We start from the raw sequence: 24968 nt of genomic DNA on the forward strand, positions 1-24968 counted from the left end.
GGTGAGCCAGCAAGACCTACGCCACCCGCTCTTCGCCAGGGTTGCGCTCGAAGTAGCGCTTATATTCGCGGCTGAACTGCGACGTACTCTGATACCCCACGCTGTGCGCCGCCTGCGCCACGCCCATGCCCTCCACCAACAGCAACTGCTGCGCCTTCAACAAGCGCAGACGCTTCAGATACTGCACCGGCGACAACAACGTGCAGCGCTTGAAATGCTCATGAAACGTCGACGCACTCATGTGCGCATACCCGGCCAACGTCTCGATATTCAGCGGCTCGTCAAAATGCGCATGCAGGTGGTTCAACGACGTGGCAATCCGCGAAAACTGCCCTTGCTGCTCCACCAACGCACGCAACACATCCGCCTGCGGCCCGCGCAGCGCGGTGAACAACAATTCACGCACCCGCGCCGGGCCCATGATCCGGCTTTCCAGCGGATCGTGCAGGCACTGCAACAGCCGCTCGACGCAACCGCGCATGGCGTCATCGAGCACCACGGAACTCATCGACTCCAAGGTCTGCGCCGTCGGCGGCGGCCCGGTCTGAATGCCCATGGCCATCACCAATTCGCCCAGGACCACGCGGTCGATGCCCACCGTCACCCCGTACAGCGGCGCATCCGGCGCCATGGCAAATGTCTCGCACTCGAACGGCACCGGCATGGCCTGGATCAGGTAATGCCCGGCGCCATACTCCAGCGTGCGCGGGCCCAGATAGGCGAGTTTGCTGCCCTGGGCCACGAACATCAGGCTCGGCTCGTAGATCTGCGGCCCGCGTGCCACATCGCAACTGGCGCGCAACACCTTCACGCCCGGCAGGTTCGTCGGGGAGAAACCGTCGCAGGGCGTCAGCCCCTCGATCAAGGAGACCAGCGTGGCGTTGGCGTCGAGATGGCGGGTCAACAACATGGCAAAAAACTTCGCGAAAAAGGGATGAGAGCATCATCGCAGGTCTGGCGACACATAAATCCAAACACAGGGCACTCCCGGACGAATAGGCATGAGACTCGGAGCAATCGCCATGGCCGCTGCAAGGCCCGGCGCGGAGAATGCGCCGCCTCTCCTGTGATTGTTTTTGCGAGGTTTTCCCCATGTACACCGCCATCGGTTATGCCGCCCAGTCGGCCACCACACCCCTCGCCCCCATGTCCTTCCAGCGCCGCAGCCCGCGCGTGGATGACGTGGCGATCGAGATCCTCTACTGCGGCGTGTGCCACTCCGACATCCACCAGGCGCGCAACGAGTGGGGCATCGCCGTGTACCCGCTGATGCCGGGCCACGAGATCGTCGGCAAGGTCACCGCCGTCGGTGCCAACGTCACCGCGCATAAAGTCGGCGACCTGGTCGGTGTGGGCTGCATGGTGGACTCGTGCCGCCACTGCGACGCGTGCAAGTCGGACCTGGAGCAATACTGCCTCGAAGGCCCGACCATGACCTACGCCACCCCGGACCGCGTTGACGGCAGCAACACCATGGGCGGCTACTCCGAAAGCATCGTGGTCAGCGAGCACTTCGTCGTGAAGATCCCGGCCACGCTCGACCTGGCCAGCGCCGCGCCGATCCTCTGCGCAGGCGTGACCATGTACTCGCCGATCAAACACTACGGCATCAAGGCCGGCGACAAAGTCGGCGTGTTGGGCATGGGCGGCCTGGGCCATATGGGCATCAAGCTGGCCAAGGCGATTGGCGCCGAGGTGACCCTGTTCACCCGTTCCGCGAGCAAGGCCGAGGAAGGCCGTCGCCAGGGCGCCGACCATGTGATCGTGTCCACCGACGCTGAGCAGATGAAAGCCGCCGCCGGGCACTTCGACTTCCTGCTGGACACCATCCCGGTGCAGCACGATCTGAACCCCTACCTCGACGTGCTGCGCTTTGACGGCGTGCACATCCTGGTCGGCCTGATCGAACCGGTTGACCCACCGGTGAACGCCGCCAAGCTGATCATGGGCCGCAAAGTGCTGGCCGGCTCCCTGATCGGTGGCATTGCCGAAACCCAGGAAGTCCTGGATTTCTGCGCCGAGCACGGCATCAGCTGCGACATCGAGATGCTCGACATCCGCAACATCAACGAAGCCTACAGCCGCATGATCGCCGGCGATGTGAAGTACCGCTTTGTCATCGACATGGCGACTTTGAAAGTCTGATGGCGCTGGACGCTGAGCGTCCGGGGCGGCGCTCCCACGCAGAGCGTGGGAACGATCATCAGGCCTTCGCGCCCAACTCCGCTGACAGCCGTGCTGCGACCTGTTTGATCACAGGGATCAGCTCGGCCATTTTCTCCAGCGGCATGTAGGGCACGGTACTGGCGATGCTGATGCCGGCGACGATTCGCCGGCTGGCATCGCGCACCGGTGCCGCGACACAACGGATCGACGGTTCGTTGTCTTCCAGATCGAACGCAAAACCACCCACCACGTATTCGCGCATGCGCTGCTCGAACTGCGCCCAGGATTGCTCCGGGTGCTGTGGCCACTGCGGGCTTTTGCCGGCCGCCGGCTGGCTGACGTCGTACAGGCGCTGCCACTCTTGCACCGGGTCATCCAACAACAACGCCTTGCCGATACCGGTGCGCGCCAGCGGCATGCGATGGCCGACCCGCGAGCGCATTTCCGGGCCGTTGCGGCCGGGGTTCTTGTGCAGGTAGAGCACGTCATCGTATTCGCGAATGGCCAGGTGGATGGTGTCGCCGGTCAGCGCCGACAACTCGTCCAGGTACGGCACCGCCAGGGTTACCAATGGCAGTTCTTCACGCGCCTGGAAACCCAGCTCGATCAGCTTCGGCCCCAACAGGTAACCGACTTGCGGCACCACGCGCAGGTAACGCTCCTCCACCAGGCAACTGGCCAGGCGGTGGGTGGTGCTGCGGGTCGTGCCGATGCGCTTGGCGATCTCTTTCAGATCCCGAGCACCGGCCGCCACCGCGTGCACCACGCCCAGGCCACGGAGCAGGGTCTGGGTGCCGGTGGGGGCGGTGTCTTTGGTGGGGGTGGGGGCGTTTTCCTGCATGTCGGGCCTATAAGTGTGAAAGCGCGGGCATTATGGCAAATACCGAACATCAATACAGTGGCGTTCCCAATGTGGGAGCTGGCTTTTGTGGGAGCTGGCTTGCCTGCGATGCGGGCGCCTCGGTGAGTCAGGCGTACCGAGGTGATGCTATCGCAGGCAAGCCAGCTCCCACATTTGGATCTCCATTGGGTCTAGCTTCAGCGTTGTTTCATGCGGTCGATGATGACGGCCAACAACAGGATCGAGCCCCGAATCACATACTGGTAAAACGTATCGATGTTCTTCAGGTTCATCGCATTCTCAATGATCGCCAGGATCAACACCCCGGCAATCACATGCCGGATCATGCCGATCCCCCCACTCAACGACACCCCGCCCAGCACGCACGCCGAAATCACCGTCAACTCGAACCCCTGCCCAATCATCGGCTGGCCCGAGGTCATGCGCGAGGCGAGGATCACCCCCGCCAAGGCGCCCACCAAGCCGTGCACGGCAAAGATGATGATCTTGGTGCGATCAACATTCACCCCCGCCAGCAGCGCCGCTTCCTGGTTGCCGCCAATGGCCATGGTGTTGCGCCCGTAGGTGGTGTAGTTCAGCAGCCAACCGAAGAACACAAAACACAGCACGGTGATGATGATCGGCACCGGCACGCCCAGCAGTTGGCCGTTGCCGAACACGAAGAAGCGCTCATCCATCACCCCCACCGCCTTGCCGTTGGAGAAGATGTACGCCAGGCCCCGCACGATCTGCATGGTCGCCAGCGTCGCGATCAACGCATTGATACGCAGCTTGGCAATCACGATGCCGTTGATCAGCCCCACCACCAGGCCCATGGCCAACGCCGCTGACACGCCGAGCACCACGCTGTCGGTATCGCGAATGACAATGCCCGCCACCACGCCGGCGCAGGCGATCACCGAGCCCACCGACAAGTCGAAGTGCCCCGACGCCAGGCAAAACAACATGGTGCACGCGGCAATACCCACGGTGGAAATCGCCAGGCCCAGGCCACGCATGTTCAGCGGCGAAAGGAAGTTGTCGATAAACAGCGCACTGAGCACAAAGATGCCCAGCGCCGCGAGCAGCATCACCCAGTCATCGAGGAACTTGCGCTGGTTGAAACCCGGCCAGAAGCCCTTTGCAGTTTTTACGTCGGACATCATTCACCTCGAATTCTTCAAGCCCGCGAACGCGGGAGAGCCAGTTGCAACAGCCGCGCTTCATCCGCCAGATCGCGACTCACTTCGCCGGTCAGGGCGCCTTCGCTCATCACCAGGATGCGGTCGCTGATGCCCATCACCTCCATCAGGTCGCTGGACACCACGATCACCGCGATCCCCTGGGCCGCGAGGTTATGGATGATCTGGTAAATCTCCGACTTGGCGCCGATATCGATGCCGCGCGTGGGTTCATCCAGCAGCAGGACTTTCATCGGCATCGACAGCCAGCGGCCGAGAATGGCCTTCTGCTGGTTGCCGCCGGAGAGGTACATGATTTTCTGCTCGGCGTTGGGCGTCTTGACCTTCATCGCCTTGATCTGCTGCGCCGCGTTGCCCTTCTCCCAGCCTTCACGCAGCAGCCAACCGAACGCGGAATGGGCGCCACGGGCGCTGATATTGATATTTTCGGCGACGCTGGACAGCGGGATGATGCCTTCCTTTTTACGGTCTTCCGGGCACAGCAGCACCCCGGCGCCGATGGCATCGCGCGGTGAATGCAGGTGCAGTTTTTTGCCACAGAGCTCCAGGTTTCCGGCGGTGCTGCGGGTCAAACCGCTCAACACGCGGAACAGCTCGGTGCGCCCTGCCCCTACCAACCCGAACAAGCCGAGAATCTCGCCCTTGTGCACCTGGAAACTGATCGGCTCGCGCAAGCCGGGGCCGAGTAAATCCTTGGCCTTGAGCGCCACCTCGCCGTGCTCGCGCGGGCGGTAGTCGTAGATATCCTGAATGTCGCGGCCGACCATGCAGGTCACCAACTGGTCATGGCTCAGCGTGCTCATGTCGTCGAAGGTGCGCACAAAACGGCCGTCCTTGAACACCGTCACCGCGTTGCAGATGCGGAACACCTCCTCCATGCGATGGGACACGTAGAGCACCACTTTGCCCTCGTCGCGCAGGCGCGTGATGATCGCCATCAGCCGGTCGATCTCCCGCGCCGAGAGGCTGCTGGTGGGCTCGTCAAAGGCAATCACATGGGCGCCTCGGGACAACGCCTTGGCGATTTCCACCAGTTGCCGTTGACCCAGGGACAACCGCCCCAACTTCTCCTCTGGGTCGATTTCATCCGCCAGCCCCTTGAGGCACGCCAGCGCCTGCTCGCGCAACTGGCGGCGATTGACCACGCCGAAACGCGACGGTAAATGCCCGAGAAACAGGTTCTCGGCCACGGTCATTTCCGGCACCAGGTGCAGCTCCTGGTGAATCACCGCCACGCCGCTGGCAATGCTGTCGGCGGCGTTCTTGAAGGCCATCGTCTGCTCGCCGATGTGCAGCGTGCCGCTGCTGGGAATGTAGGCGCCGCCGAGGATCTTCAGCAGCGTGGACTTGCCCGCGCCGTTCTCGCCCATCAGCGCATGCACTTGGTGCGGCCGCGCTTCAAAGCTGATCTGCGCCAGGGCCTTGACCCCGGGAAACTCCTTGCCGATGCCGTTGAAACGCAGGGCCGCGCCGGTCATTTCCACAGCCCGATCTTGGTCAGTTCTTCCTGGAAGTTGGCGCGGGTGATCAGGGTCACTTCATCCATGGCCGTGTACTTCGCCGGTTCCTTGCCGGTGGTGACCCACTCGTACATCGCCAGCGCGGTGCTGTAGCCCTCGATGTGCGGGCTCGGCAGCATCGAACCGAAGAAGCCGCTGTCGGCTTTCTTCAATTCACCGATGGCGTCGGTGCCGTTGATGCCGATGCCGATCACATTGGCCGCCTTGAAGCCGGCGCTTTCGGTGGCGCGCACGCCGCCGAGCACGGTGTTGTCGTTCATGCCGCCGATGATCAGGTTTTTCGCGCCGCTGGGCAGCTTGACCAGGGCCGAGTTGGTGGCGTCCATGCTGCCGGGCACGTCGAGGGTTTTCAGCGCGGCGGTGAGGATGTGGTCCTTGGGAATGCCGGCGTCTTCGAGGGATTTGATCGAGCCGTCGGTGCGTTTTTTACCGGTGTCGAGTTCGTTGTAGGTGTTGATCACGGCGTAGGTGTCTTTCCAGTCCCAGCCGCGTTTTTTCGCTTCGGCGGCCATCGCCGTGCCTTGTTTCTGGCCGACTTCGAAGGCCGCCATGCCGAGGTACGGCACGTCTTCCATGAAGTTGCCCTTGGCATCGACGAAGCGGTCATCCACCGCCATCACTTTGAGCCCGTTGGCCTTGGCCTTGGCAACGATTGCCGGGCCGAGGGACACGTCCGGCGGGCAGATCACAAAGCCCTTGGCGCCATTGGCGGCGAGGCTGTCGATGGCCGAGAGGGTCTTCTCGCCATCGGGCACGGCGATCTTGATCACCGTGAAACCGTGCTCCTTGCCGGCTTTTTCGGCGAAGGCCCATTCGGTCTGGAACCAGGGCTCTTCGGCCTGCTTGACCAGGAAACCGATCTTCACTTCTTCGGCGAGCGCCACACCGCTGAAGGCCATCGCAAGGGCCAGGGTGCCGAGTGTCTTCTTCAACATGAACCACCTCTTCTTGTTATTGGAAAAGTGTTAGTCGTGGTACATCACAGACCGCCCGCCATCGATCATCAGGCAGGTGGCATTGATAAAGGGCGCCTCGTCGGTGGCCAGGAACAACGCCGTCATCGCCACCTCGACCGGCTGGCCGATGCGCTTGGGCGGGTGCAGGTCGAAGGCGCGCTGGCGCTCGGCGTGGGGGTCGGCAAAGCCGTTCCAGTAGTCGACGTTGAGTTGGGTCTCGATATAGCCCGGCGCGATGGCATTCACGCGGATGCCCTTGGGCGCGTATTCGATGCCCAGGGCACGGGTCAGGCCGAGCAGGCCATGCTTGGCCACGGGATAGGGAAAGCAGCCGGGGATGATGTGGCTGGAATGGGTGGAGGCGATATTGATGATGTTGCCGATGCCCTGCGCGATCATGTGTGGCAACACCGCGCGGCAGCCGAACCAGGCGCCGTCGAGGTCGATGGCGAAGCAGCGGCGCCAGTCTTCGTCGCTCATTTGCAGCGGGTCGCGGAACACGTTGACCCCGGCGCAATTGACCAGCACGTCGACGCGACCGAAGCGCGCGATGGCCCGTTCGACCAGCGCCTGCCATTGCTCGTTTGAAGTGATATCGACGGCTTGCGCGTAGATTTCAGCGCCGCGGTCGCGCCAGTGGGCGGCGACTTTTTCGACTTTTTCAGCCTGGATATCAGCGATGACCAGGCGCGCCTGCTGGGCCTGGAAGCACGCGACGATGGCCTCGCCAATTCCTTGGGCGGCGCCGGTGATAATCACCACCTTGTCTTTGAGCCGCTCGCCATAGGTTGGCTCGGGCACGGCGGGGAGTGACAACGGTTGTGCCTGCATCGCTTCACCTGTTTTATTTTTGGTAGTGAGTGCTGATGCAGGCGACTATAAACCGATCTTTTGAAATATCTCAATATATAAATTATCATCCCATATATTGAACATATCGCGAAAAAAATGTGACAACCCAATCCCAATGTGGGAGCTGGCTTGCCTGCGATAGCGGTGGGTCAGCTAAAGATGTATCAACTGACAGACCGCTATCGCAGGCAAGCCAGCTCCCACAGGGGATTGTGTTCCCACAGGGAGTTGGGTTACCACATTTGAACTTCAGTGTTTTCAGCCCAGCGCAAAATCCCGCAGCGCATCACCTTCCATGCGATAACGCACCCACTCTTCCTGCGGCTGCGCGCCGATGGATTTGTAGAAGGCAATCGCCGGTTCGTTCCAGTCCAGCACGCTCCATTCGAAACGCCCGCACCCGTTGTCAAAGGCGATCTTGGCCAGGTGGCGCAGCAACTTCTTGCCGGCCCCGCCGCCGCGTTGTTCGGGGTTTATGTAGAGGTCTTCGAGGTACAGGCAGTTGCTGCCCAGCCACGTGGAATAACTGAAAAAGAACACCGCGAAACCAATCGGCAAGCCGTCGCGCAAACAGATCAGGCCATGGGCGGTGGCGCCCTCGCTGAACAGGCTGCGCTCAATGTCCACCACACTGGCGATCACTTCGTGCCGGGCCTTCTCGTACTCGGCCAGCTCAGTGATGAAAGTCAGGATCTGCGCAGCATCGCTGGGCACGGCGGGGCGAATCTCGATGGTCATGGGCGAACCTTGGGCAATTGCAAAGCACACATACTAAGGGGGTTTGGTGACTGATTGCAGTGCATTTTCATGGGCAGCGTTACTCCGTCGCCGGGTAACGCTGGCACCAGCAACCACGCAACAATCGGCCTGAGCGTGCGTGGTAAAAAGTTGCGCATAACTCCAACGACTTTCAGGCCTTCCCATGCATGCCCCAGCCCCGGTGAACACCAAGCTGTTCGCCCTGTTTTGCCTTGCCAGTTTTTTGCTGTCGCTGTCCTACGGCTCGACCTTTTTGTTGTCGCTGCTGATTCATACACGCGGTGGTGACGAGCACGATGCCGGCAGTGTGATTTCCACGGCGATGCTCAGCACCTTTGTGGCGGTGATGATCTCCGGGCACTTGTCCGATGCCTGGGGCGCGGCCCGCACGATTGCCGGGATGGGCTTGCTGTTGGTGCTGGCCTGCCTGGGTTTTGCGCTGATGCCCGGGTTTGGCCAGGGCTTGCGGGTGTTTGGCCTGGCCTTGGGCCTGGGTTGGGGGGTGTTCTATACGTTGGGGCCGATCATCGTCGCGATGCTGGTCGCACCCGAGCAACGGGCCAAGTACTTCGCGTTGCTGTCGGGCAGCATGATGAGCGGCATCGGTGCCGGGCCATTGTTGGGGCGGGCGGCGAGCGCGTTGGGGCTGCCGCTGGCCACGGCGTTCTACATCGCCGCACTGGCCAGCCTGATTGGCGTGCTGGTGTTTTGGCGCCTGAGCCGGCATCTCACGAGAGAAGCGGCGGTGGCGAAAATCTCCTGGGCCGCCACGCGCCAGGTACTGTCCTCCAAAGCGGCATTCGCAATCATCATGGTCGGCCTGGGCGGTTGTGTTTTTGGTGGGTTGTCCTCGTTCCAGACCAGCTATGCGGCGGCGCACGGGTTGGACTATTCGCTGTTCTTTGCCGGCTTCCTCAGCGCGGCGATCACCAGCCGCTTGCTGATCGCCGGGTGGGTGGTCAAGCGGGATGCCTACGCGGCGGCGTGTGTGTTGTCGGGGCTGATGCTGCTGTCGGTGCTGATGTTTGCCTTCACGGTGTCGGGCCCCTTCAGCTACCTGCTGGCGGCGGTCACCTTGGGCGTGGGTTACGGCCTGACGTACTCGGTGATCAACGGCTTGGTGGCCAATGAAGCACCGGCGGGCACTACGTCCCAGGCGCTGTTGCTGTTCAGTCTTGGGTACTTTGTCGGGGTGTTCGGGTTTCCGTTGCTGGCGGGGCGGATCATCGTCGAATACGGGCTGGCGACGTTGCTGATGACGGTCGTGGCGGTGGCGTTGTGCAACTGGTTGATCACCGTGGTGCGGCTGCTCTGGCGCCGTTCGTCGCCAGCCAGGCACCAACAGCCAATGGGGGTGGACCAATAGAGGGTAAGGACAATCATCCTAAGGAGACACCCCCATGAAGCATTCCCAGTTTGCTGCCCTCGCCCTCACCGGCCTGCTGTCTGCGGTTTCCCTGAGTGGTGTTGCGGCCACGTCGTCCACCGGCCCGACCAATCCGTCCACCAGCGAGACCCAGAAATCCATGGGCACCGGCATGGAGATCAACGGCGGCGCCGTCGACAACAGCAACAGTGCCGATCCGCACACCAAAGGCCAGGACACCCAGCGCCAGGCGCCCGCTGCTGTAGGTAATGGCAAGATGGGGCCGGCGGTGAATGAGCCGAAGGTCAATAAAGGTGATGACTCGAACATTCCGGGGGCGCCTAAACAGCCAGCGGAATAAACCAGCCTGTGACTGGCCCGCTCCCACAGTTTTGATTGGGTTTATTCAGCCAGCATTACGTCCACTTCGGCAGTGCCGGGGGATGTGGCCGGGCCCCAGCGTGTCACGGCCAGCGCCGCGGCGGCATTCGCTCGGCGCGCCGCTTGGGTGGGTGTCAAACCCCTCGCCAACCCAGCGATAAACACACCCGCATGAGCATCCCCTGCGCCATTGCTGTCCACGGCTTTCACCTTGAAGCCCGGCACATGCTCGGCATTCACCCAGCAGCCGTTCGGCCCATCCCGAACCACGCGCAATGCGCCCTCGGGCAGATGGCATTGCAATTCGCCCAATGCATCCGCCAGCGTGCTCGCACCGGTAAATGCCAAGGCTTCCGGGCCATTGCTGGTCCAGATGTCGATGCGCGGCAACATCGCGACCATCAGCGGCGAATCCGCCGCCCTGACCAGCGGGCCCGGGTCGAACACCACGCAGATGTCACGCGGCAGCGCCAGCAGCCAATCGAGCAACGCCTGCGCCTTGCCGTCCAGCAACAGGCTGTAGCCGCTGACGTAGACATAATCGTCCGCACGCGGCAGCACGCCGGCCAGATCCTCGGCGCTCAACTCGCCCTCGGCGCCGAGGTGGGAAATGAACGTGCGCTCGGTGCTCGCCTCGGTCAGCGACACACACAAGCCAGTGTCTTTATCGGCGCTGGCCGCCAGGGCCATCTCCACCCCTTCGGCCTGCATCGCCGCGCGCGCCAGGTCGCCAAAACGGCCATAGCCATGGCGCCCGAGGTACACCACCGGCAAACCGTTGCGCTTGGCGGCGGCCATCACGTTGAAACCGCCGCCGGCTTCAAAACTGGCAGACCGCGCCAGCACATCGCCGCCGCTGACGGGCAGGGAATCCAGGGCCATGACCAGATCGACGATGACCTGGCCGGTGTGCAGCAATCTAGACATGGTGGCTCTCAACTAACGCCGGCCGACGATCAGCCGCTCCGCCCAATACCGCATACATCCCACCGGCCACCAGGAAGGTCACGATCCAGCCCAGGCCGTTGTGGCCCAGCCAGGAGTCGGACAGCGGCCCGGCAAACCAGATATTTTCGGCAGTGGTGCCGATGGTGGTGAAGCTGAAGCCCAGCACGATCGCCACCGCCCACGCGCCGAACGCACGCCATTCCACGCCGCCGCGATATCAGTAGGCGCTGCTCGGGCTGACGTCCAGCAAGTCCTTGGGGCTGTAGTAGTGACGATGGATCAGGTCGACCACGAAGATCCCGACCCACGCGGTAATCGGCACCGCCAGCAGCGAGATGAAGGTGATGAACGGGCCGTAGAAGCTGTCGGCGATCAGCATGAAGTAGATGGAACCGGCAAAGATCGCGACGATATCGACGATCACCGCGTGCACGCGCTTGACCTTCAAGCCGAGGGTCAAGGTGGTGAGGCCTGCCGAGTACACCGAGAGGTTGTTGGACAGCAGCAACCCGCCGAAGGCCGTGATCAGGTACGGCACGGCCATCCAGGTCGGCAGCATGTCGCGGATCGCGATGATCGGGTCAGTGGCCGAGGCCAGGTCATTGTTGCCCACCGACAACAGGCCACCGAGGGTAATCAGCAACACCAGTGGAATGCCCGCGCCAAACGCCGCCGACGCCACCAGGCGCACGGCCTTGACGCTGCGGTGCTGGTAACGCGACATGTCGGCGCCGGCGTTGGCCCAGCCAATCCCGGTGCCGGCCGCCATGGTGCCGACGCCGATGATCATCGCGCTGAGCGGCGCCGGGGTTGCGTTGAACACGGCGCTCCAGTCGATGGTGGCGCAGAGGAAGCCGCCCACCAGCAGGTTCAGGGCGCCGAATACGTAGGTCGCCCACTTCTGGATCACCAGCAAGGTGGCGTGGCCCAGGCCCGAGACCGCCAGGGTCAGCAGCACAAAGATGGCGATGAACAGCAGGGTCAGCAGGGGTGCGCTTTTCGCGGCGACGGGCGAACCAAACAGGATCGAGCACAACGACAGCAGCACGAAGGCGGCGGTGGTGGTGTTGACGGTTTCCCACCCCAGGCGCGACATCAGCGAGACCAGCGTCGGGCCGATATTGCCGCGCACGCCGAAGATCGCCCGGGACAGCGTCAGGCTCGGCGCGCGGCCCCGTCGGCCGGCGATAGAGATGATGCCCACCACGGCGAACGAACCGGCCGCGCCCAGGATCGCAACGATGATCGCCTGCCAGATGGCCAGGCCACGAAACGCCACCAGCGTCGCGCCCAATGGCAAGCCGAGGATGCTGATATTGGCGGCGAACCAGACCCAGAACAGTTGTAGCGGATGGCCGTTGCACTCGCCTTCCGGGACCGGCTCGATGCCGCGTGTTTCCAATTGCCCGGCGCTTTGGCCGGAAGAGGTGTTGCTCATGAAGGGATACTCCGGGTGCCGATATTGTTGTGGTTGTGGCAGATGTTCTATTCAACTCGGTCCAATGTGGGAGCTGGCTTGCCTGCGATTGCATCACTGCAGTTCTACTGACAGACCGAGGTGTCTGCATCGCAGGCAAGCCAGCTCCCACAGAGGCCAGTTCATACATCAGGCTTTGCGGTGTTACTGGTTTTTCACCAAGGTCGGCTCAGCGCGGTACTGCTCGGGAAACAGCGTTTTCAACTGCGCCACCTTTGGCAAGTCATTGATCACGATGTACGGGTAAGACGGGTTCTCGGTAAGAAAATCCTGATGATAGGCCTCCGCCGGATAGAACGGCTTGCCCATTTCAATCGTGGTTGCGATGGGCTTGTCGAAGGACTTGGCGGCATCCAGCTGCGCGATATAGGCCTGGGCCACCTTCTGCTGTTCGGCATCCTGCGCAAAGATCGCCGAGCGGTACTGCGTGCCGGTATCCGGGCCCTGGCGGTTGAGTTCCGTGGGGTTGTGAGCCACCGAGAAGTAGATCTGCAACAGCTTGCCGTAGCTGATCTTGCTCGGGTCATAGGTAACAGAAACCGCCTCGGCATGGCCGGTATCGCCCGCGCTGACAGACTCGTACTGCGCCGTGCCGGCCGCGCCGCCGTCATAGCCGGAGACTGCGTTTTTCACCCCCTGCACGTGCTGGAAAACCCCTTGTACGCCCCAGAAGCAACCGCCGGCGAAGACCGCCGTTTGCAGGTTGGCCGAGGCTGGCAGGTCCAGGGCGGGGGGTGCGATGACGACGGCATCGTCGGAAGAACCGAAGGAAAAGGCCTGGGCCTGGCCGATAAAGGCAACCAAAGCCAACACCGGTAAACATCTCAACATCTTCATAGATCTCACTCCAGAACACGGTCAACTGTGGGAGCTGGCTTGCCTGCGATAGCGGTGTATCAGAACCACATAAGGTGGCTGACCTGCCGCCATCGCAGGCAAGCCAGCTCCCACAAAAGCCAGCTCCCACAGTTATAGGGTTGTCGAGTTAGCCAAAGGTGAAGGCGTAGGCCGCCACGTTCGGATCGAGGAATTCAATGCTGAAGGTACGGTCCTGCACCTCACCCGGCTGGCGCACCAGTTGATACAGACGCTGCTCCGTCACCGTACCGCTGCCATCCGGCGCCACATCCGTGCCGTGGGCAGCCCCCGGAGCCTTGCCGTCGACGGTGACCTTGAAGCGCACCGGCTTGCCATCCGCGCCGGGCGCCAGCACCAGGTGCAAGTCACGGGCGTGGAAACGGTAGACGATGCGCCCACCGGCCTGCTCCAGCGTGACTTGCTGGCCGCCCACGTTCCATTGGCCTTCCAGGGTCCAGTTGTTCAGCGCCAGTGGGCCGGACTTGACGAAGTTCTCGGCGCGCTGGGCGCCCAGGTAGGTTTCCGGCGACTGCACGGTGTTCAGGTCCGGCGCCTGTTGCACGCCCTTGGCAGCCACGTCGATCAAGCCGCCCGCGACGTTTTGCGCGCCGGCTTCGCGCAACAACTGCTGGATCACCCGCTCCGACTCGGCATAGTCGCCCTCGCCAAAGTGGTGATAGCGAATCTGGCCGTTGGCATCGGCAAAGTAATGCGCCGGCCAGTACTGGTTGTTGAAGGCGCGCCAGATCTTGTAGTTGTTGTCGATGGCCACCGGGTAGGTGATACCCAGGTCCTTCATGGCCTGGGTGACGTTGCCCACATCCCGCTCAAAGGCAAACTCCGGGGCGTGGACGCCAATCACCACCAGGCCCTGGTCGCGGTATTTCTCGGCCCAGGCTTTCACGTACGGCAGCGTGCGCAGGCAGTTGATACACGAGTAGGTCCAGAAATCCACCAGCACCACCTTGCCCTTGAGCGCCTCGGCGCTCAGCGGCGGGCTGTTGAGCCATTGCACGGCGCCGTCCAACGGCGGCAGCGCGCCTTCTATTGGCAGCGTGTCGCTGTGGCTGGCCGCCATCATCATCGCGCCGCCCTGCGGTTTCGCGCTCAGGCGGTCCACCAGGCTTTGCTCCAGGCCACCGGTGGACGCCGTCGACAAGCGCGACAGCACGCCAGTGTCCAGACCCAGCGCAATCGCTGCGACACCCACCAACATCAGCGCACCCAGGCCGCGACGCAGCCACTCACCGGCGCCCAGGGACTTCTTCATCAAGCCAAAGACTTTACCGCCCACCAGCAACGCCAGCGCCAGGGACGTCGCCGCACCGGCGGCGTAGGCCAGCAACAGCAAGGTAGTGCCGATATTGGCGCCCTGCAGCGCGGCGCCGGTCAGCAGCAGGCCCAGGATCGGCCCGGCGCACGGCGCCCAGAGCAAGCCGGTGGCCACGCCGATGAGGAACGAAGCGCCCGCACGCGGCCTGGCGTCGGCCCCGGCGGCTTCCGACAAGCGACTGCCGGCGGCCACCAGCGGCCGCGTCAGGCGTTCCGACAGTTGTGGCAACAGCAGCGTGAGCCCAAACAGCGCCACGCAGAGCAACGCGAGCCAGCGCCCGTATTGATTGACTTGCACCACCCAGCCGCCGCCCACCGCAGCCAGTGTGGCTACCAGGGCAAATGTCACCGCCATCCCCGCCAACAGCGGCAAGCCACTGCGCAAAAACGGCTGCCCGGTGCGAGCGAAGACAAAAGGCAGGACCGGCAGGATGCACGGGCTGACGATGGTCAGCACGCCGCCCAGGTACGCGAGAAGCAGAAGCCACATGGGATAAGACCTTATAAGAAAGAGACATCGGCTTACGCCGCCGTGAACGTCATGGCCGCGCCATTCATGCAATAGCGCAGGCCGGTGGGTTGCGGGCCGTCGTCGAACACGTGCCCTTGGTGGCCGCCGCAACGGCGGCAGTGGATTTCGTTGCGTGCCATGCCGAAAGACCGATCGGTACGGCTGGCCACCGCGTTGTCCAGCGGCTGCCAGAAACTCGGCCAACCGGTATGGCTGTCGAACTTGGTGGTGGACGAAAACAGCGCCAGCGCGCAACCGGCACAGGCAAAGGTGCCGGCGCGGTGTTCGTCGTTGAGCGGGCTGCTGTAAGGGCGCTCGGTGCCCTCCTCGCGCAGCACGGCGTATTGCTCGGCGCTGAGCAAGCTGCGCCATTCGGCGTCGGTGTGGCTGACTTCGAAAGTCTCAGCCGCCTCGGCTTCGCTGACCAGGTTGAGCTGCCTGAGCAAGCCACCGGCGAGGACAGCGACCCCCAGGCCACCGCCGGCCAGCAGGATTTGTCTGCGTGAGTACATAGGTTTCTCCATTCATGGCCCTGTGGCGAGGGAGCTTGCTCCCGCTCGACAGCGCAGCTGGAGCCGGCTTTTGGGGAGCGCTACGCACTCCAGCGGGAGCAAGCTCCCTCGCCACATACAAGCCCTTCCCCAACTGCAATGACGCCATCCTGCCCCCCGGCCGGTCGCCAAATCCTCACGCAGAGTTAAACAATTCGTGATAACTACACTGAGGCAAAAGCCGCACAATGCGCCGACTACAAGCCAAGGTTTCGCTTACATGGATCAGCCCAAACGTGTCCTCGTGGTCGAGGACGATGCCCATATCGCCGACTTGATCTGCCTGCACCTGCGTGACGAGCAGTTTGTCGTGGTGCACAGCGCCGATGGCAACGAGGGCCTGCGCCTGCTGGAGCAAGGCGGCTGGGATGCGCTGATCCTCGACCTGATGCTCCCCGGCGTCGACGGCCTGGAGATCTGCCGGCGCGCCCGCGCCATGACGCGCTACACGCCGATCATCATCACCAGTGCGCGTTCCAGTGAGTTGCACCGCATCCTCGGCCTGGAGCTGGGCGCCGACGATTACCTGGCCAAGCCGTTCTCGATGCCGGAGCTGGTGGCGCGGGTCAAGGCGCTGCTGCGCCGGGTGGACGCCATGGCACGCAACCTGAAGATGGACGCCGGCAGCCTCGACCTCGGCCAGCTGTTTATCAACCCGCTGACCCGCGACGTGACCCTGCAAGGCCAGCGCCTGGACCTCACGCCGCGTGAGTTCGACCTGCTGTATTTCTTTGCGCGCCAGCCGGGCAAGGTGTTTTCGCGCATGGACTTGCTCAACGCCGTGTGGGGCTACAGCCATGAGGGCTATGAACACACGGTGAACACCCACATCAACCGCCTGCGCGCCAAGGTCGAAACCGACCCGGCCAACCCGGCGCGCATCCTCACGGTGTGGGGCCGTGGCTACAAGTTTGCCGAGAGCGCGCCATGAAGCTGACCCTGACCCAGCGCCTGTCGGTGGTGTTTGCCGTGTTGCTGCTGATCTGCAGCAGCACTTCGGCGTGGCTGCAAGTGCGCTCCAACCGCATGCACGAGCTGGAAGTGGTGCAGGGCCTGTCCCGCGACCTCGCCGCGCATATTGCCCGTGACACGCAACTGATGGACGCCGATGGCCTCAAGCCCGAGGCCGTGCGCACGCTGTTCAGCCAGTTGATGCTGGTGAACCCGAGCGTCGAGGTGTACCTGCTCGACATCGACGGCCGCGTGGTCGGCAACGCCGCGCCCAGCGGGCACTTGTTGCGTGACCGCGTTGACCTCGCGCCGGTACGACGCTTCCTCAGCGGCGCCATGCTGCCGATCCTCGGCGATGACCCGCGCAGCGTCGGGGGGCGCAAGGTGTTCAGCGCCGCGCCGCTCAAGGCCAACGGCAAGCAGACCGGTTTCCTGTATGTGGTGCTGCTGGGTGAGGCCCACGACGTGTTCGACGCCAAGGACGCGACCGGCATGGCGTTGAAGATCGCGCTGTGGTCCATCGGCCTGGTGGCGTTGCTGTGCCTGATGGCGGGCCTGATCGCCTTTGCCTGGATCACCCGCCCGTTGCGCCAATTGACCGACAAGGTCGCGCAATTCGATATCAACGGCGCGCCGAAAACCCCGGAGCCCGCCACCGAGCCACTGCACAGCGGTGACGAAATCGCCGTGCTCGACCACGCCTTCGTGCAGATGGAAAACCGCCTCGGTGAACAGTGGCGCGCCCTCACCCACCAGGACCAGGAACGCCGGGACATGGTCGCCAATATTTCCCATGACCTGCGCACCCCGCTGGCGTCGCTGCACGGCTACCTGGAAACCCTGTCCCTCAAGGATGCCAGCCTCAGCCCCGAAGAGCGCCGGCGCTACCTGGGCATCGCCCTGGACCAGAGCCGCAAGGTCGGCGGCCTCGCTCAATCCCTGCTGGAGCTGGTGCGCCTGGAGCACGGCTTTGTGCAGCCGGTGATCGAAGGATTTTCCCTGCCGGACCTGGTGCAGGACGTGTTCCAGAAATTCGAACTGAGCGCCGAAGCCCGTGCGATCAAGCTCACCGCCACCCTGCCGCCGCAGGTGCCGACGGTGCTGGCCGACCTCGGCTTGATCGAGCGCGTGCTCACCAACTTGCTGGACAACGCCCTGCGTCACACGCCGGTCAACGGCGAAGTCGAAGTGATCCTCGCGCCGGGCGCCGACGGTGTCGCGGTGACGGTCAGCGACAGCGGCCCGGGCATTGATCCCGAGTTGCGTGAAGGCTTGTTCCTGCGCGCCTTCACCATTGGCGGTGCGCGCCGCGATGGCGGCCTGGGGCTGCGCATCGTGCACCGCATCCTGCAATTGCACGGGCGCAGCATCCGCTTGGTGGAGCGCCCCGGGCACGGCGCGACGTTTACTTTCTCCCTAGAAAGGCAAGCATCAAGCCGTTGACCTGTGGCCCTTGCTCGTTCTGGATCCAGTGACCGCAGTTGGCCAACACGTGTTGCTCCAGATCGGGCACGGCGTCCGGCATGCGCTTGAGGGTATGGGCTTCAAACACCCCGACCGGATCGCGGTCGCCAATCAGGAAAAGCGTGGGTTGCAGCACCTGCTGGCCGGCCAGGGATTCGGTGCGCTGCCAGTTGCGCGGGAAATTGCGATACCAGTTCAGTGCACCACGAAAGCCCTGTTCGGCGAAGGTGTGCACGTACACATCGAGGTCCGCACGGGTGCACCACGATGGCAATGCGCCGGGGGTGGCAACGCCGTCCAGCAAGCGGGCGTTGGCGGGTTTCTTTTGCAGAAACACATCCTGGTCCTGCATGAACAGGCGCAGGGTGCGTTCGATATCCGCATCCAGCTCCCGCTCGGCAACGCCGGGTTCCTGGAAATACAGGATGTAATTGAAGCGGTCGGCATACAGCTCGCGCATGATTTCAATCACCGGCCGCCGCGCGCGCCCGGCGAACGGCACCGACAACGTGATCAGGCGCGTCACGCGCTCAGGCTCCAGCAACGCCAGGTGCCAGGCCACTACGGCGCCCCAGTCATGGCCGACCATCACCACCTGGGTGTGGCCGAAATGGTCCATGCCCTGCTGGATATCGGCGCACAGGGTCAGCAAGTCGTAATCAGCGATATCGGCGGGTGCACTGGATTGGCCATAACCGCGCATTTGCGGGACAAACACCCGATAACCCGCCGCCACCAGCGCCGGGACCTGAAAACGCCAGGAGTGCCAACACTCCGGGAAGCCGTGCAACAACCAGACCGGCTGCCCATGCTCGGGGCCGGCGATGTGCACGCTCAGCGTAATGCCGTTGACGGGGATCAGTTGCTGGCGCATGGGCGGGCCCTGTGTGAAGGTTTTTACCCAGCGTGGCGGATTGCCGGCGACGGCGCCAGCATCATTGATACCGGGAATGCCTCACTCCACCGCCCACCAGCGTGGCAGCAGTTGCCGCACTCGCGCCTCGCCGAAGCGGTCGTCGATCAACATCACCACGCCCTCGTCCAGCTGGCTGCGGATCACCCGCCCGGCGGCCTGCACGACTTTTTGCAGGCCCGGATACAGGTAGGTGTAGTCGTAGCCCGCGCCAAAGATCGCGGCCATGCGCAGCTTCATCTGCTCGTTGACCGGGTTCAGTTGCGGCAGGCCCAGGGTGGCAATGAACGCACCGATCAACCGCGCGCCGGGCAGGTCGATGCCTTCGCCAAAGGCGCCGCCGAGCACGGCAAAACCGATGCCTTGGCTGTGTTCGGTGAATTGGTCGAGAAACGCCTGGCGCTCGGCCTCGGCCATGCCCCGTGATTGTTGCCACAGCGGGATCTGCGGGTGGCGCTCGGCGAGCAATTGCGCCACCTGTTGCAGGTAATCGAAGCTGGAGAAAAACGCCAGGTAGTTGCCCGGCCGTTGCGCGAACTGAGCGGCGATGAGCGCGACGATGGGCTCCAGCGAGGCTTGGCGGTGCACGAAGCGGGTGGAGATTGCATCGACAATCCGCACCTGCAATTGCGCAGCCTGGAACGGCGATTCCACGTCGATCCACGCCGTGTCCGCCGGCAGCCCGAGCAAGTCGGCGTAGTAATGCCGTGGGCTGAGGGTCGCGGAAAACAGCACGCTGCTGCGGGCGGCAGTCAAGCGCGGGCGAATGAATTCGGCCGGCACCACATTGCGCAGGCACAGGGTTGAGCTGCTGCGCTTGCCATTGAGCTGGCGCTTGCTGATGTCGAAGATGAAGTGTTCGTTGAACAGCTCGGCGACCTTGGCAAATTGCAACGCGTCAAAGTAGAAAGTTTGCAGCTCGCCGCTAAGGGCTTCGGGGTGATCGTTGAAGTAGTCGCCCAGGGCGCTGGTGCACAGGCTCAGGGCTTGCAGGAGTTTTTCCGGGCGGGCGGCATAGGCCTGGTACGGCGCGAGCTGGTCCTTGTGCAGCGCATTCCATTCGCGGTTGAGGCGTTGCAGGGGTTTCTTCAGCGGTTCGGGCGCCGTGTCGCGCAGGGTCTTGAGGCGGTACTGGTCGAGGCTGGCGCTGTACATCGAGCGGGCGCGCTCCACCAGGTTGTGGGCCTCGTCCACCAACACCGCGGCGCGCCACTGGTTGAGTTGGGCGAGGCCGAACAGCATGGCGCCGAAGTCGAAGTAATAGTTGTAGTCGGCAACCACCAGGTCGGCCCAGCGCGCCATTTCCTGGCTCAGGTAATAGGGGCATACGTTGTGGGCCAGGGCGACGTCGCGCAGGCTGCGCTGGTCGAGCAGGCGCACCTGGGCGGCAGCGGCGCGTGCGGCGGGCAGGCGATCGTAGAAGCCCTTGGCCAACGGGCACGAGTCACCGTGGCAGGCTTTGTCCAGGTGTTCGCAGGCTTTGTCGCGGGCCACCAGTTCCAGCACACGCAGGGGCAAGTCGGGGCTGCTGCGGTGCAGCACGCTGGCGGCGTCGAGGGCGAGCTTGCGCCCCGGGGTCTTGGCGGTGAGGAAGAACACCTTGTCCAGTTGCTGCGGGGCCAGGGCTTTGAGCAGCGGGAAGATCGTGCCAATGGTCTTGCCGATGCCGGTGGGCGCCTGGGCCATCAGGCAGCGGCCGGTGGTGACGGCCTTGTACACCGTCTCGGCGAGCGCGCGTTGGCCCGTACGAAAGCCGGCGTGGGGGAAACCCAGGCTTTGCGCCGCGCGGTTGCGGGTGTCGCGATGCTGCATTTCCTGCTCGGCCCAGCCGAGGAACAGCGCGCACTGTTGGTTGAAGAACACTTCCAGGTCACTGGCCGCATAACGCTGGTGCAGTAACGTTTCGCCCTCGCCGACAATGTCGAAATACACCAGCGCCACGTCAATGTCGGCCAGCCCCAGTTTCTGGCACAGCAGCCAGCCGTACACCTTGGCCTGGGCCCAGTGCAGTTGGCGATGGTTGGCGGGCTGGGCGTCGAGGTCGCCGCGGTAGGTCTTCACTTCCTCCAGGCGATTGGCATCCGGGTCATAGCCGTCCGCCCTGCCCCGCACCCTGAGCTGTAGGTAGTCGCCCTCCAGGGCCACTTCGTTCTGGTAGTGCGCACTGCGCCGCGAGGCGACGGTGCGATGGCCGGCAATGCCTTCCTGGGCGCTGGGCGACGGGGTAAAGCGCAGGTCGAGGTCGCCGACCTTGGCCGTGAATTCACACAGCGCCCGCACGGCCACGCTGTAGCTCAAAGCGCAGGCTCCGCCCAGCGCACGTAGCAGACGGTGACCGGCATCTGGTGTTGCGCGCAGAACGCCAGCCAGCGCAGTTGGTTGTCTTGCAGGCGGTCACCGGGGCCCTTGACCTCGATCATGCGGTAGGTGTTTTGTGCGGGCCAGAACTGGATCAGGTCCGGCATACCGGCGCGGTTGGCGCGGATGTCCAGCAGCAGGCGGTCGAACCAATGGCGCAGGTGCGCAGCGGGCAGGCAGGCCAGCGCCTGTTCCAGCAGGTCTGCGCTGAGCAGGTTCCAGAACACGAAGGGGGACTGGATGCCCCATTTGTCCACGTAGCGTTGGCGGATCGTGGTTTTGTAGCGCTCATCGGCCAGTTGTTCGAAACAGGCGTCGAACAAGGCGGCGCGGCGCGCGTGGAAGTCTTCGCTGTGCAAGTCCACCGGCCCGCGTTGGAACGGGTGGAAAAACGAGCCCGGCAGCGGCGCGAAGATCGCGTCCCAGCACAGCAGGCCAAACAGCGAATTGATCAGGCCGTTCTCGACGTAGTGCACCGGCGCCTCTGGCGTGCTCAGGTGCAGCTGCACACAGGTTTCCACCGACTCCAGCGGTTGTGGCAACGCCAGGTCCAGGCGGCTGACCTCTTGCGGCTTGACCTTGGGCAGCGCCGGCTCCCCGAGCTTGCGCCGCAGGCGTGGCAGCACCCGCAGCAGGTGTTGGTGCTCGGCAGGACTTTCCGGCGCCTGTTGCGCCGTACTCGCCAGTTCCATGGCCTGGGCGTAGTCCTCCTGGCGCTCCAGCACACGGATCAGCCGTGCACGGGCGCCGGGATAGGCGCAAGTGCGGTAGATCTGTGCGGCCAGGGCCAACTCGGCGAGGCGCTCGCAATGCTGCCCGAGTTGGAACGCCAGCTTGGCCCGGCGCCGTTCCAGCCAGGGGTTGTCGGTGCTCAGGGTGGCGATGTGCGCCAGTACGTCCGCGACCGGCTCACCGGCCTCGAAGGCTTGCTGGCAACCATGCAGGAACAGAAAGTCCTGCACGTCATCACGGCTGCGCAAACCCCGGGATTCAGCGCAGATCTCCACCTTTTCGTAGGTGTAGATCCCCAGGTCGGCCAGCACGAACTCGGACCAGTCCTGATACAGGTTGCCGAAGAACATCAGGCGCAGGCGATCGCACAGGTCCATCACGCTGAGGCTGTACAGCGTATCGGCCAGTTCCGGGCACCAGGTGGCAAAGCTGCGGCTGTCGGGGAATTGCGCCGCCAAGCCTTCCAGCCAATCGGCCTTGTTGCCCTTGGGGTTGTCGATCCAGGGCTTGAACGCCGCGAGGATTTCGCCTTTTTGCAGCAAGGCGAACAGCTCTGCAAAGCTCAGCAGGCATTGATCGTCGATCCATGTCAGCTGCAACAAAGGTGCGGCCGCTGCACGGGTACAACCGATTTCGAGGTAATTGAGCTTGCCCGCACGAAAATGCACACCCTTGCGCATGACCATGCGCACCAGCAAGGCCTGGGAGGCTTGGGGCAAGCTGTCAAATTGCTGAATGAACTGCGATTCGTCGGGGTCGAGCAAGTCGGCATAGCGTTGCCCCAGCCATTGCAGGACCTGACGGAAGTTTTGCAGGTAATAAAGCGGGTCTTCGAGGGGATTGGCCATGGCGCACGGGGGTCAAATACTGGTTATGCATACAGAGTGCCGCCGCTGGTGGCTTGTTGCAATCGGTAATAGATAAATGGCGCACGCAACTTTTTGTATAAAAGTGATCTGATGGGTGAGCCGATGGCGTAAAATTTGTGCCCCGCAGCCCGTGGCGCGGGACTTTTCAGGGTTGATAGGTAAGGGTTATGAGCATGAAGAATTTGGGTCTGCCACTGGTTGCACTCACTTTTCTGGTATTGGCCGGTTGCGCGACGCAAACGGTGGTGACATTGCAAAATGGCACGCAGTATTTGACCCAGGATTTACCGAAAACCGACACCGCCGATGGCTTCTATGAATTCACGGACATTGCTGGCAAGCGCGTGCGGGTGAAGGCGGCGGATGTGGCCACCGTTATCAAGGAAAAGTAATTCTCTGGCGCGGAGTGCAATTCAAAAATGTGGGAGCTGGCTTGCCTGCGATGGCATCACCTCGATTGAACTGAAAAACCGAGGCGTCTGCATCGCAGGCAAGCCAGCTCCCACACAAGTCAGCTCCCACATTGGGATGGCATTCCAGCTTTAGCTGATCACCATCCCCTCCCCTGACCAGCCGCTCACGCCGACCAGCGTCACCGAATCCGAACCGACACTGATCACCGTATCCCCACCGTACTCACGGTATTCCACACTGCCCTGCACCTCCTTGAACACCAGCTTGTCCGTCGGCTGATAGCCAATCACCCGATCCTGGCCAAACTGCCCGCTGAACAGAAACGTGTTGTGCCCGCTGCTGTCACGGATCGTGTCATTGCCCTGGCCGCCCTCGATAAAATCCGCGCCCTTGCCGCCCTGGATCAGGTCGTTGCCGTCGCTGCCGATGATGAAGGTGTTGCCCTTGTGGGGCTCGGCATTGCGGTTGAGGTCTTGTACCCAGGTTGTTGCACGGGCCGGGTCGGACAGGTTGGCGACGATCACCGTGGAGTCGCGGGTCATCTGCTCGTAGAAACCCGACTCAAGCACACGCGTCAGGCCGTCGCCATAACCGGTCGGCAGATGGGAGATCCAGGTCGGCAGGTTGGCGATGGAAAACGGCAACACATTCCACAGGGTCGAGGCGTAGTGGTCGTTGAAGCTGACGATGTTGTCGGTGGTGGAGGCATGAGGCGTGTCATGCACGCCGAGGGACGACAGGGTGAACGATGAGCCGTCGAGCGCGCGGAACACCGGGTCGTTCTCGTAGCCGATATTGAGCACCTTGTCGCTGCTGCTCTGGGTCGGCGAGGCGTAGGCCACGTAGTTGGCGTCCCTGTAGAAGCCCGACCACTTATTGCCGCTGAGGTCAGCCATGCTGTTGACTGCCAAGCCACCCAGGCTGTGGCCGCTGACCACCACGTCCTTGCCGCTGAGGCCGTGGGCGCCGGCATAGTCGGCCACGTGTTTGAGCAAGGTGCCGAACGCTTCGCCGCTGTAGTTCTTCGCGTAGTCCTTGGGGCCCAGCGCGGCCATCAGGTCGCTGACCAAGTCGCCGATGGAATCGCTAATCAGGCTTTCCCGGGGCCCGGAGGTGCCGCGAAAGCCGATGCCGATTTCCAGCAGCTTGCCGGCGTCATCGTACTTGCCCAGCACCTCGACTTGCGCGCTGGTGTAGCCGGCCTTTTCGCCGAAGAACGTACCACGCGCATCAACCTTGCCGGCGTAACCCAAGGTGCTCGCACTGATGGGCGTCCAACCGGCTTTCTGCACCGCGTCCAGGGCGGCTTTTTCCGAGTCCGGATTCCACGGGATGCCGGGGATTACGCCCTGGGAGTCCGCACCGCCCAGCAGCGCGCTGACCAAGGTCGCCGGCAAGCCCCAGCCCAAACCGTTGTGCTGGTAACCCACGGCAAAGCCGTTATCCAGGTTGTGATAGCTGTACAAGGTAATTGCCATGGCGTCGGCGAACAACGCCTTGGAGCCCTCGGTTCCGAGGTTTTTATAGTCAAAGATACCCATCGTAGT

The 24968-nt window shown here is 63.2% G+C and carries 21 protein-coding genes and 1 pseudogene; 6 read left to right on the plus strand and 16 right to left on the minus strand.

The genetic code is table 11. The annotated features are described in order from the left end of the window. Nucleotides 1-16: 16 nt before the first annotated feature. Nucleotides 17-910 carry an AraC family transcriptional regulator gene (locus B348_RS0127605; RefSeq protein ID WP_017739255.1) on the minus strand — a complete coding sequence of 298 codons (894 nt, stop codon included), beginning with the start codon at nt 908-910 and terminating at the stop codon, nt 17-19. A 182-nt stretch (nt 911-1092) separates the two neighbouring features. On the opposite strand from B348_RS0127605, the gene B348_RS0127610 reads away from it, so the two are divergent. Next, entirely contained in the window at nt 1093-2145 is a 1053-nt protein-coding gene (locus tag B348_RS0127610; RefSeq protein ID WP_017739256.1) for an NAD(P)-dependent alcohol dehydrogenase, read from the plus strand. Nucleotides 2146-2203: 58 nt separating this feature from the next. Here the strand turns inward: B348_RS0127610 and B348_RS0127615 are convergent, their stop codons facing one another. The 6 genes from B348_RS0127615 to B348_RS0127640 form a co-directional block, all read right to left on the minus strand. Beyond that, complete coding sequence (locus B348_RS0127615) at nt 2204-3007, minus strand: IclR family transcriptional regulator (RefSeq protein WP_017739257.1); 804 nt, start codon at nt 3005-3007, stop codon at nt 2204-2206. Between the two features lie 197 nt (nt 3008-3204). Next, nucleotides 3205-4170 (minus strand): L-arabinose ABC transporter permease AraH, encoded by a 966-nt coding sequence (araH, locus tag B348_RS0127620; protein ID WP_026137114.1) that lies wholly within the window; start codon nt 4168-4170, stop codon nt 3205-3207. Nucleotides 4171-4187: 17 nt separating this feature from the next. Beyond that, entirely contained in the window at nt 4188-5687 is a 1500-nt protein-coding gene (gene araG / locus B348_RS0127625) for an L-arabinose ABC transporter ATP-binding protein AraG (protein ID WP_017739259.1), read from the minus strand. Then, nucleotides 5684-6664 (minus strand): substrate-binding domain-containing protein, encoded by a 981-nt coding sequence (locus B348_RS0127630; RefSeq protein ID WP_017739260.1) that lies wholly within the window; start codon nt 6662-6664, stop codon nt 5684-5686. Before B348_RS0127630 ends, araG begins: the two co-directional genes overlap by 4 nt. A 30-nt stretch (nt 6665-6694) precedes the next feature. Continuing rightward, complete coding sequence (locus tag B348_RS0127635; RefSeq protein WP_017739261.1) at nt 6695-7516, minus strand: SDR family oxidoreductase; 822 nt, start codon at nt 7514-7516, stop codon at nt 6695-6697. A gap of 279 nt (nt 7517-7795) precedes the next feature. Then, nucleotides 7796-8275, minus strand: coding sequence for a GNAT family N-acetyltransferase (locus tag B348_RS0127640; protein WP_010208407.1), 480 nt, complete (start codon nt 8273-8275; stop codon nt 7796-7798). Between the two features lie 184 nt (nt 8276-8459). Here B348_RS0127640 and B348_RS0127645 point away from each other — a divergent pair, with 184 nt between their 5' ends. Continuing rightward, nucleotides 8460-9662 (plus strand): MFS transporter, encoded by a 1203-nt coding sequence (locus B348_RS0127645; RefSeq protein WP_017739262.1) that lies wholly within the window; start codon nt 8460-8462, stop codon nt 9660-9662. A gap of 34 nt (nt 9663-9696) precedes the next feature. After that, nucleotides 9697-10023, plus strand: a complete 327-nt coding sequence (locus B348_RS0127650; RefSeq protein ID WP_017739263.1) for a hypothetical protein — start codon at nt 9697-9699, stop codon at nt 10021-10023. 41 nt (nt 10024-10064) lie between these two features. Here the strand turns inward: B348_RS0127650 and B348_RS0127655 are convergent, their stop codons facing one another. The 5 genes and pseudogenes from B348_RS0127655 to msrB form a co-directional block, all read right to left on the minus strand. Next, nucleotides 10065-10970: a PfkB family carbohydrate kinase gene (locus tag B348_RS0127655; RefSeq protein ID WP_026137115.1), complete on the minus strand. Its 906-nt coding sequence runs from the start codon at nt 10968-10970 to the stop codon at nt 10065-10067. After that, nucleotides 10963-12429, minus strand: a pseudogene (locus B348_RS01000000130375) (cytosine permease). The gene B348_RS0127655 and the pseudogene B348_RS01000000130375 overlap by 8 nt, the downstream one beginning before the upstream one ends. 183 nt (nt 12430-12612) lie before the next feature. Next, nucleotides 12613-13305: a peptide-methionine (S)-S-oxide reductase MsrA gene (gene msrA / locus B348_RS0127665; RefSeq protein ID WP_017739267.1), complete on the minus strand. Its 693-nt coding sequence runs from the start codon at nt 13303-13305 to the stop codon at nt 12613-12615. 148 nt (nt 13306-13453) lie between these two features. Next, on the minus strand, nt 13454-15148 hold the full coding sequence (locus B348_RS0127670) for a cytochrome c biogenesis protein DipZ (protein ID WP_017739268.1): 1695 nt from the start codon (nt 15146-15148) through the stop codon (nt 13454-13456). A gap of 32 nt (nt 15149-15180) precedes the next feature. Continuing rightward, complete coding sequence (gene msrB, locus B348_RS0127675) at nt 15181-15681, minus strand: peptide-methionine (R)-S-oxide reductase MsrB (protein ID WP_017739269.1); 501 nt, start codon at nt 15679-15681, stop codon at nt 15181-15183. 259 nt (nt 15682-15940) lie between these two features. On the opposite strand from msrB, the gene B348_RS0127680 reads away from it, so the two are divergent. Then, nucleotides 15941-16651, plus strand: a complete 711-nt coding sequence (locus B348_RS0127680) for a response regulator transcription factor (RefSeq protein WP_017739270.1) — start codon at nt 15941-15943, stop codon at nt 16649-16651. Continuing rightward, nucleotides 16648-18114 (plus strand): HAMP domain-containing sensor histidine kinase, encoded by a 1467-nt coding sequence (locus B348_RS0127685; protein ID WP_017739271.1) that lies wholly within the window; start codon nt 16648-16650, stop codon nt 18112-18114. Before B348_RS0127680 ends, B348_RS0127685 begins: the two co-directional genes overlap by 4 nt. Here the strand turns inward: B348_RS0127685 and B348_RS0127690 are convergent. The 3 genes from B348_RS0127690 to B348_RS0127700 all read right to left on the minus strand — a co-directional run bounded on the left by B348_RS0127690 (nt 18077) and on the right by B348_RS0127700 (nt 22986). Continuing rightward, complete coding sequence (locus B348_RS0127690) at nt 18077-19009, minus strand: alpha/beta fold hydrolase (protein WP_017739272.1); 933 nt, start codon at nt 19007-19009, stop codon at nt 18077-18079. The genes B348_RS0127685 and B348_RS0127690 overlap by 38 nt on opposite strands. Before the next feature lie 81 nt (nt 19010-19090). Beyond that, nucleotides 19091-21346 carry an ATP-dependent DNA helicase gene (locus tag B348_RS0127695; protein WP_017739273.1) on the minus strand — a complete coding sequence of 752 codons (2256 nt, stop codon included), beginning with the start codon at nt 21344-21346 and terminating at the stop codon, nt 19091-19093. Continuing rightward, complete coding sequence (locus B348_RS0127700; protein ID WP_017739274.1) at nt 21343-22986, minus strand: VRR-NUC domain-containing protein; 1644 nt, start codon at nt 22984-22986, stop codon at nt 21343-21345. The genes B348_RS0127695 and B348_RS0127700 overlap by 4 nt, the downstream gene beginning before the upstream one ends. 188 nt (nt 22987-23174) lie before the next feature. Here B348_RS0127700 and B348_RS0127705 point away from each other — a divergent pair, with 188 nt between their 5' ends. Beyond that, entirely contained in the window at nt 23175-23399 is a 225-nt protein-coding gene (locus B348_RS0127705; RefSeq protein WP_017739275.1) for a YgdI/YgdR family lipoprotein, read from the plus strand. 150 nt (nt 23400-23549) lie between these two features. On the opposite strand, the gene B348_RS0127710 is transcribed toward B348_RS0127705, so the two are convergent. Then, the gene (locus B348_RS0127710) at nt 23550-24962 is read right to left on the minus strand and encodes a lipase (RefSeq protein ID WP_017739276.1); all 1413 of its coding nucleotides are present in this window, start codon (nt 24960-24962) and stop codon (nt 23550-23552) included. Nucleotides 24963-24968 lie beyond the last annotated feature (6 nt).

It is taken from the genome of Pseudomonas sp. CBZ-4, from assembly GCF_000346755.1.
Classification (GTDB): Bacteria; Pseudomonadota; Gammaproteobacteria; order Pseudomonadales; family Pseudomonadaceae; genus Aquipseudomonas.